General features: G+C 38.5%; 8 protein-coding genes. 2 read left to right on the forward strand and 6 right to left on the reverse strand.

Annotated elements, in window-relative coordinates; genetic code table 11:
- From AC1DUW_RS15380 to cysK, 3 genes are all read right to left on the reverse strand, one after another.
- A partial coding sequence (locus AC1DUW_RS15380) for an AAA family ATPase (RefSeq protein ID WP_477642893.1) occupies nt 1-1,385 on the reverse strand: 1,385 nt, incomplete at its 3' end.
- The gene (locus AC1DUW_RS15385) at nt 1,333-2,550 is read right to left on the reverse strand and encodes a metallophosphoesterase family protein (protein WP_477642894.1); all 1,218 of its coding nucleotides are present in this window, start codon (nt 2,548-2,550) and stop codon (nt 1,333-1,335) included. The genes AC1DUW_RS15385 and AC1DUW_RS15380, both read right to left, overlap by 53 nt.
- Before the next feature lie 186 nt (nt 2,551-2,736).
- Nucleotides 2,737-3,660 carry a cysteine synthase A gene (gene cysK, locus AC1DUW_RS15390; RefSeq protein ID WP_477642895.1) on the reverse strand — a complete coding sequence of 308 codons (924 nt, stop codon included), beginning with the start codon at nt 3,658-3,660 and terminating at the stop codon, nt 2,737-2,739.
- A gap of 545 nt (nt 3,661-4,205) precedes the next feature.
- Here cysK and AC1DUW_RS15395 point away from each other — a divergent pair.
- Nucleotides 4,206-4,394, forward strand: a complete 189-nt coding sequence (locus AC1DUW_RS15395; RefSeq protein ID WP_056528009.1) for a YhzD family protein — start codon at nt 4,206-4,208, stop codon at nt 4,392-4,394.
- Between the two features lie 105 nt (nt 4,395-4,499).
- Here the strand turns inward: AC1DUW_RS15395 and AC1DUW_RS15400 are convergent, their stop codons facing one another.
- Entirely contained in the window at nt 4,500-5,297 is a 798-nt protein-coding gene (locus AC1DUW_RS15400) for an enoyl-CoA hydratase (protein ID WP_056528007.1), read from the reverse strand.
- A gap of 92 nt (nt 5,298-5,389) precedes the next feature.
- Nucleotides 5,390-7,006 (reverse strand): long-chain fatty acid--CoA ligase, encoded by a 1,617-nt coding sequence (locus AC1DUW_RS15405; RefSeq protein ID WP_053344905.1) that lies wholly within the window; start codon nt 7,004-7,006, stop codon nt 5,390-5,392.
- A gap of 749 nt (nt 7,007-7,755) precedes the next feature.
- On the opposite strand from AC1DUW_RS15405, the gene AC1DUW_RS15410 reads away from it, so the two are divergent.
- Nucleotides 7,756-8,634, forward strand: a complete 879-nt coding sequence (locus tag AC1DUW_RS15410; protein ID WP_477642896.1) for a dimethylarginine dimethylaminohydrolase family protein — start codon at nt 7,756-7,758, stop codon at nt 8,632-8,634.
- Between the two features lie 61 nt (nt 8,635-8,695).
- On the opposite strand, the gene AC1DUW_RS15415 is transcribed toward AC1DUW_RS15410, so the two are convergent.
- A partial coding sequence (locus AC1DUW_RS15415) for an SdpI family protein (RefSeq protein WP_477642897.1) occupies nt 8,696-9,128 on the reverse strand: 433 nt, incomplete at its 5' end.

Below are 9,128 nucleotides of genomic sequence, written 5' to 3' on the forward strand. Positions count from 1 at the left end.
GTACTATTCTGCTTGTTATATAAAGACTCCAGCTTGTTTCTTTTTTCTTCTGTCAATAGCTGTTGCTTTATCTCCTTCAAGCGTGCTTCCGTCGTTTCTAGATTCCCTTTTTGCAATCCATATTTTTCATCGAGCTGTTTTTTATCATTTTGCAGACGATGCTTCTCCCTCTCTGCTTTTTTTACCTTTTCCTTATTGAATGTACTGATATCGAGTTTCCTGATTTCTTCATCAGAAACATCCCAGAATAATTCCTGCTTTACCTTTTCAATATTCTTTTCTTCCATCAGCCTATCATGTTCCGCTTTGCGCATGTCCAACTCAAGCTTATCTAACAATGACCCTTGGTCGATTGCATGTTCGATCCGCTCTTTATGATCCTTGATAAACGGGTTGATCTCGATTTGTACTAGATTTTGTTCAAGTTGCTCTACCTTCTCAGTCAAGGCGGCTAGTTGGGCATTAATTGGCATTCCAACTGCTTGTAACTGTTCAAACCTTTTTAAACCATCAACAGGAAAACTGACATCCTTAATCTTACTGTGTCTTGATTCAATTTCTTCCCGTTCCTCAAGCAACGGTTTAATTCGTAAAAAAGTACTCGAGTTAACATGGCTTTCCTCTATCTCTTGGATCTGGTCCGTGATTTCAGAAAGTTCACCTGTAAGTTTTGTTTCTTCCAGCAGTAAAGCGGTATATGACTTTTGTTCATCTTCTGCCGCTTTCACCTTTTTTTGCACTTCTCTGAGTTCTTTTAATCTGACATTTAGTAGAGGTTTATGACCTGATGGCTTGAACCTGAGATCCAACTCTTTTTGCAGCTTCGTTTCTGCCTCGAGAAGTTTATCGTTCCCAATCAGCCCGGCTGAAAGCAAATATTTACTCATGGTTCCTTCACTGAGTGTATGTAATCCCTGCAGACCCTGAAGGTCGAAAGAAAAAATGGCTTGGTAATAGTTTTTATCAACTCCATGGAGAATATCATTCAGTTCTTGCTCGCCTCCAACCCTCCCGTTTTCGAACGTCACTTTCACATCACCGGTGGCTTTTCCCTTCACCCGTTCAATAAAGATTTCCCCGTCCTTTTTTGTGATGAGAGTGAGTCTTCCGCCATATTTGGCATGCATTTTAGGCTCGTAACGCGGTTCATTTTGAACTTTTGTTGGAAATCCAAAAAGAATACTATGAATGAAAGACATGATTGTGGATTTGCCCGATTCATTTTCTCCAAAGAAGATTTGCAGCTGTTTCATTTCTTGAAAACGTCGATTTTCCAGTTTGCCATAACCATAAACATGGAGGTCTTTAATTATCAAACCATTTTCCTCCTTTTTATAAATATCCTTTTGATTCAAAAACCTGCAAAAGCCATCTTTCTGCTTCATCTAAAAGCTCCTGCTGCTCTTCTATCTCTAAGGAATCAAGGAATCTTCTTGCTCCTGGCTGCTTATAAAGCGGTGCCAGGGCAGTCTCAATATCCTCAAATTCAGAAGCAAGCATTGATATTTCAGCCACAAACGGTGTTATTTTTTCTCTCGAACTTACCGCGGATATAGACTGAATGATTTTGATTCTATACAGCCAAACAAACGACTCACCTTGCTCCTCATCCTGTAAAATCCTGGTCAATTCTTCAAGAATTTCACCATAATAATTTACTGAACCTACAATATCTAACTTTATCTCTAAAAGATAGCATCTACCATCAAAGCGCTTTTTCTCAAGAACATCCTTGCATACCTTATACAGAGCATCAAAATTTGAATCTGCAGAAATTTTTATTGTTTCACTTTCCCATATCACCCCGGAGGTTTCGATAAAGGAATGTCGCTTAGTGTCACCGTCCAGTTCGACTAGTTGGCAGCCTTTTACGCCAGACTCCTTACGATTTCTACCTTGAATATTACCTGGGTAAATTACAAGCGGGTTTTCTGATACCACCTGATGCTTATGAATATGGCCTAATGCCCAGTAATCAAACTCTTTGGCACAAAGTTCCTTTAGCGAAAAAGGAGCATATGGGCTATGCTCAGAATTTCCTTCTAAATTGCCATGAAGCAGACCGATATGGTAATCTGCCCCTTCAGCTTTTATGTATGTTTCGATCATTCGCTCTGTTACATGACGCCGTGGATAACTAAATCCATAAAGGTGGACAGACGTTCCATCGCTTTTTTGAAACAATTTCACTTCGGTTTGCCCCGAAAAAACGTGAACGTTTCCAGGAAGCTCAACCGTGACCCATGATCCGCTGAGATGATCATGATTTCCATGAATGATAAAGGCTAGAATCTGGTGTTGCTGAAGTTTTTCCATTTCGCTTCGAAAGCGGACCTGTGTCCGAAGACTTCGATTTTCCCCATCAAATAAATCACCCGATAACACAATAAAGTCAACCTGATGGAAAATTGCCTCATTAATCATTTTTTGAAAGGCCTTAAAAGGACTTTCTCTTATTTCCCTTAATAAAGATGGCGGCATATCCTTCAATCCGGAAAAAGGACTATCCAAATGTAGATCGGCCGCATGAATGAACTTCACACTGCTCACTGAAATCACCTCGGTTCCTAACATCAATTTACTTTTATTTTAACATAAATAGAACATACTTTCTCATCTGAATTACAGCACTGCCGTTGTAGTAATGGATCGGGATAACCAGTATCGACAATTTTAGGAGAAAAAAGACCGAATGGCAGACACTTTGTTTCGTGCACAGCATTCGGTCTCTACTATTTATTTAAAAATATCCATACTTAAGTAACGTTCACCATTATCCGGTGCAATGCAAAGGACACGTTTTCCAGTTCCAAGACGACGAGCTTCCTGAAGGGCAGCCCAGACAGAGGCACCGCTTGAAGGCCCGATTAATATACCTTCCTTCGCAGCCATATCCTTCATCGTCGAAATCGCATCTTCATCTGAAGCTTGCACAATTTCATCAAGTACTTCGGTATTTAAAATGCTTGGTACAAAACCAGGGCTTGTACCTACCAGCTTATGGGGACCTGGCTTTCCTCCTGAAAGAACAGGAGAACCTTTAGGCTCGACAACGACGACTCTTAAATCAGGAAGTTGTTCTTTTAACGCTTCACCCGTTCCTGTAATCGTTCCACCTGTTCCAGCAGTTGCGACAAACACGTCCAACTTGCGGTCCATCTGCTCTAAGATCTCGACCGCTGTCGTTACTCGGTGGATATCAGGATTGGCTTTGTTTTCAAATTGCTGAGGAATAAAGCTATTCGGAATCTCTGCAGCAAGTTCTTCGGCTTTACGAATTGCTCCTGGCATCCTTTCTGACGCAGGAGTGAGGACAACCTCCGCTCCGTATGCTTTTAATATGTTAATTCTTTCTTTTGACATATTATCCGGCATGACCATAATAGCCCGATAGCCTTTTGCTGCAGCATTCATTGCAAGTCCGATACCTGTATTTCCAGAGGTGGGTTCAATGATTGTTGCTCCAGGTTGAATAATTCCATCCAGTTCAGCCTGCCTAATTAAGTTAAAGGCAGCCCGATCTTTTACGCTGCGACTCGGATTAAAATATTCAAGTTTCACATATACTTCCGCGTCACCCTCCGCTGTTAAATGATTAATTCTAACAACTGGTGTATCTCCTATCAATTCCGTAATATTATTTACGATTTTTACTGTCATTCAAAAAAGTCTCCTTTCGGCTTATACACATTCTAAATTCCTGTGACTTCTTCATTATTATATCATTTATGATTTTTTGTTTTAAGGAAAGAATTCCGCTTAAATAAATAGGTTTAATTTTCATTCTGTCCAAATCAGTGTCCAAAAATAAAAAGCATACTCATAGAGCCCTGGAGGCTATAGAGTATGCTTTCTCATTATTTACCAGCTTTTATTTCTTTTAAATCTTGTTCGATATAATTCTTTTCAATCACTAAGGATGTATCCTGTTTCTTATAAATTCCCCACTTAATATTGAAAGTCTGCTTGTTTTTGATGCGGCTATGCACAGTCAGGCGTCGTTTCTGATAAAATGAAGTCGGATTTTTCAAAAGCGGCCTGAATGAAAACGGAATCTATTGATATTCTATAAATTAATAATGTTTACTAAATATATTTTCCTTACATAATAATAGTCAAAATTGACAGATAATGATAAAATTTTTTAATAACCGTTTAAATATTACGAAAAAAACAGTCTATTATTTGAAAAGGGAGTTTTGAAAATGAGCAGAATATACAAATTAACCGTATTTGAACCGTCAGGGGAAAAACTCTTGGATGAATCATTTACGGCTGAGAATGATGAACATGCAAAAGAATTAGGTCAAAATCTATTAAATGAAAAAAACTATCAAGATCAAACACATCGCTGTACATCACCCGCAGGCGCGTTATTACTTTTTCATCGTTGATTGGAAAAATGGGAGCGCGATCATTTAAATGTCTACTAAGTTTTATACATCTTCTTTCTGATTATATAAAAAGGCAGTCACAATATCGTGACTGCCTTTTCCGTTTCATTTTCCGATAAAATTTGGTCTTCTTTTTTCAACGAAAGCTTTTATTCCTTCTTGGTGATCCGCTGTTTGGCGCATTTTAAATTGGGCAGCTTTTTCAATTTCAAGCATCTTTATTAATAATGGACGATTTTTTTCACTAAGAATCTTTTTCGTCTTGATCATCGCTTGAACAGGACTTTTCAGCCATCCTTGTACTTTTCTCTCTACCGCCTGCTCCAAAGTTCCATCTGCTACTTCGTGAATGAGGCCTTTTTCTTTAGCCTCCAGCGCTGTTAGCACTCTACCTTCCCAGATTAATTCTTTCGCTCCCACTTCACCAAGACGTCGCTCAAGGAAGAAATGTCCACCCCCATCAGGAATTAATCCAATGCCGATAAAGTTCATGGCAACCTTACTTTCTGAGTCAGCAATAAGATGGTCAGTTGCAAGCGCAATACTCAAACCAAGACCTGCTGCTGCACCGTGAATGGCACTGATTGTCAATTTAGGCATGAAATATAAGGTTGTTACTAATTCACTAATTCCATCCATCAGGTCATTAAAACCATCTTCTTTATCAGGTGCGAGCATCATTTTAATATCTCCGCCTGCTGAAAAAGCTTTCCCATTGCCTTTTAAAATGACGACGTCCACGTCCTCATTCTCACTTACTTCTTTAAGAGCAAAAATAAAATCATTTAGCATTTGCGGATTTAATGCATTCATAGCCTCTGGACGATTCATAGCAACAGTTGCTGTTCGTTCCGAATATGTGACTAAAACCGTTCCTGAATTTGATGATGTTTCATTACTCAATCTATTTCCTCCTCTTTCATTCTATAAATTTATTATATATGCTCACTCTACTATCGTAATAGAAAAAAGTTATATTTATTCAATTTTACCTTTTATTTCTTAATATATTTATCCTGAAGCTGATCACGCAACGCCCTTTTCAAGAACTTCCCTACACCCGTTTTTGGAATATCATCCAAAAAGACTACTTCATCCGGTAACCACCACTTAGCAAACTGCGGTTTTAAAAATTCTATTATGTCTTCTTGTGATACCTGCTCTTTATATGCATCCTTCAAGACAACACAAGCAATTGGGCGTTCCTGCCATTTTTCATGAGGCACTGCAATGACTGCCGCCTCAAAGATACCCTCATGAGCCATTAAAGTATTCTCTATATCTACAGAAGAAATCCACTCTCCACCGCTTTTGATTAAGTCCTTCGTCCGATCGACAATTTTCACAAAGCCTTCCTCATCTATCGTGACAACATCTCCGGTATAAAGCCAGCCATCTTTAAACGTCCCCTCTGATCGCTCATCTTTAAAATACTCATCCGCTATCCATGGGCCCCTTATAAGTAATTCTCCCATTTCTTTTCCATCCGCTTTCACTTCACCATCCTGCCCGACAACTTTAATTTCGATCATCGGCGAGACAAGCCCCTGCTTGGCCTTCAACTCATAAAGTTCATCCTCAGGTAAGTCTTCCTGATAGCTTTTTGGTTTGGAAACAAATACGAGCGGGCTTGTTTCCGTCATACCATAAGCATGCAGGAATGGAATACTGTACTTTTGCTCAAAAGTTTTAATCATGCTTTTTGGAGCCGCCGACCCTCCGCATAAAACAGCGCGAATACTGCTCGTATCATGGCTACCTTCTTCAAGCTCCTTCAACAACCCAAGCCAAATCGTCGGAACTCCTGCAGCGATTGTGACCTTTTCCGTTTCTATAAGCTCTGCCAAAATTTTCGGGGTAAAGTTTGGTCCCGGTAAAACCATCTTTGTGCCAAACCAAACACTCGCAAATGGCATGCCCCATGCATTAACGTGAAACATTGGAACGACTGGCAAAGCCACATCCCGTTCGCTTATTGCTGTAGAATCAGCAAGGCCCAGCGCAATCGCATGCAACAAAATTCCGCGATGTGAATAAACCACACCCTTTGGATTTCCTGTCGTGGCGGATGTATAACACATGCCGGCAGGTGCATTTTCATTTAAATCCTGAATGAATGGCTGCTTAGGATTCCCTTCAGCCAATAACTTTTCATAATGGTAAACAGGTGATAGTGTCGTTTCAGGCAGTTCATCATTATCAGTCATAATGATGTAGCCTTCTACCGTTGTTAACTCATCTTTAATCGTTTCCAACATTGGAATGACATCAGGATCTATTAGTAATAATCGATCTTCCGCACTATTGACGATATAAGAAACATGCTGAGGAGACAGACGCATATTAATTGTATGTAGGACAGCCCCATGACAAGGAATCGCAAAATATGCTTCCAAGTGCCGATGATGATTCCATGCAAGTGTTCCGATCCGGTCACCTGTCTTGATACCGAATTTTTCAAGATTACTCGCTAGCCTTCTTGTACGCTCAGCAATTTTTGCATATGTAAAAGTGTGAATTCCACCGTCCGTCCGCGAAACTACCTCTTTTTTTGGAAAATATTTTTCAGCTCTCTCAATGATTTGCGTCATAATCAATGGAGTATCCATCATAACAATCTCCCCCTTCTCTAGAAAACGCTTTCACTTATATATTCGACCAGAAAAAAAATAATCCTTTTTCCCTAGGTGCGGTTTTACATTTTATTTTATGACTCTGGTTTACATTATTGATCAAACAAAAAAAGGACCTTAAACTTGATCCTTTGTCTGTCTTATTCCGTTCTTACAACCCATAACTCTAGAGGGACCTAAAAAAGAAAATCGCCGTCAAAGATTTGGAATTTCCTAATATCCATCGTCTTAAAAATGGATATTCAGTACTATGAGATGGCCTTAGAAAAAAATACCTATTTTTACGGTTTGTTGCAAACCAAACATTATTCTATATAGAATCTTAATTCATGTACCTGGAGGTAACCTAGCGGTATTAAAGCTTTAAGGTAGAAGTCATTAAAGGGAAAGAATAGTTAATTGACTTTTTAACCTTAAATATATTGTAGTTTTTCTTTTTAGGGATTATCTGAGATTCTCTTTCTGAAAAAAAATATTTTTCGGAGTTATCAATTTTTAAACTACATACAAACAGACTTTAAAAATAGATTGTAAAACTTTTAACAAAAGTAAATGCTTTATGTAAATTTTTTAAGATTTGTCTGTATGAGAAAGCTTCCACAAAAGTTTTGTGAAAATCAACAATGATTAATACAAAAGACTATATTAAAAAATGACTTTTTTTATGTTTCTTTCCAGAAAAAAGAGGTAATAGTAAAGATACAATGATATTTAGAGGGAGCTCATCTATGGTAAACAAGATAAACGAAGAACTAGAGGCATACTGCGCGAGCGAATATTCAAAGCTTTTACGGGTAATTGTATGTGAACCAAAATATATGGAGATTCGTGAGATCATCAACGAAACACAAAAAGAGTTTAAAGATGAGAACATTGATCGTGTACTTGCTATGGAGCAGCATACCAATTTTGTAAAGTCGCTTGAACATRAAGGAATTGAAGTCATAAATCTACCACCCCAATCTGCATATCCAGAACAAGTCTTTACGAGAGATATCGGATTCACTCTTGGCAATACTGTGTATGTCGCCGAGATGGCTACAGATATCCGGCAAGGTGAAGAACTTATTTTGAAAACCTGGCTCGAAAAAAATGATGTCCCATTCTTCAACTTATGTAGGAATAGAATAGAGGGCGGGGATGTCATAATTGATGGAAAGACCATTTATATCGGGGTCAGTGATAGAACAGATAAAAAATCAATCAAGAATCTTCAAACCTTATTATCAGAATACGATATCATTCCAATTCCTTTCATTGAAAAATTCCTTCACTTGGACTGTGTATTCAATGTTATCTCACCAACGGAGGCCCTTATCTTCCCAGAAGCCCTTACAAAAAAAGAGTTAGCCTTATTAGAATCACGTTATGACATAATTGAAGTGACTAAAGAGGAGCAATTCACATTAGGAACAAACGTGCTCTCTATTGGAAAAAGAAAAGTGTTTAGTCTTCCATGCAATAAAAAAGTAAATCACAAGCTTCGTGAACGCGGATATAGCGTCATTGAAGTCGATATAAGCGAGATCATCAAGTCCGGAGGCTCTTTCCGTTGCTGCACCATGCCTCTGTTGCGAACAACGAATAAGAAAACTGAACTTGCTTAGAGAAAGAAACTGCTCATAATCAAGAAAGATTTAAACCGAACTTGCTATAATGAAGTTCGGTTTATTTTACTTTCAGAAATGAGCGCACCCTAAAGAAAGCGATCGAGCCCAAAAGGACAACTAGGAAAATAGGCAATTCTAAAATACCAAGCCCAACTTCCCTACCTACAGAAACTTGAACAGATTTCCAGCTGGTATAAAGTAAAAAAACAATAATTTCCGCCTTCAAAATCACACTCATCGCCTGAGCATTTTTGTATAGACGTTCCGCATTTTGTTCCGTTACTTTTACCGGGAAATTAAAGATATACGGCACTCTCTCTAAAGTCGTCAATATTGACCATAAAAAAATACTTACGATCGGAAGAAACCAAATAACAGCTCTCCCTCCCCAACCATCTGCTTCTCCTTTAGCATTAAAATGAATCGGAACCTGATCAGGTAAAGTACTCCACTCATTAATCAAATAAATCAGGTTGAGCACTATTATAATA

It is taken from the genome of Peribacillus sp. P4_C12 (assembly GCF_056402095.1).

Bases quoted from the DNA above. Each gene is read 5' to 3' on its own strand.
- cysK (WP_477642895.1), bottom strand. From the start codon at position 3,660: ATGACAGTAAAAATCGTAAATAATATTACGGAATTGATAGGAGATACA.
- AC1DUW_RS15395 (WP_056528009.1), top strand. From the start codon at position 4,206: ATGAGCAGAATATACAAATTAACCGTATTTGAACCGTCAGGGGAAAAA.
- AC1DUW_RS15405 (WP_053344905.1), bottom strand. From the start codon at position 7,006: ATGATGGATACTCCATTGATTATGACGCAAATCATTGAGAGAGCTGAA.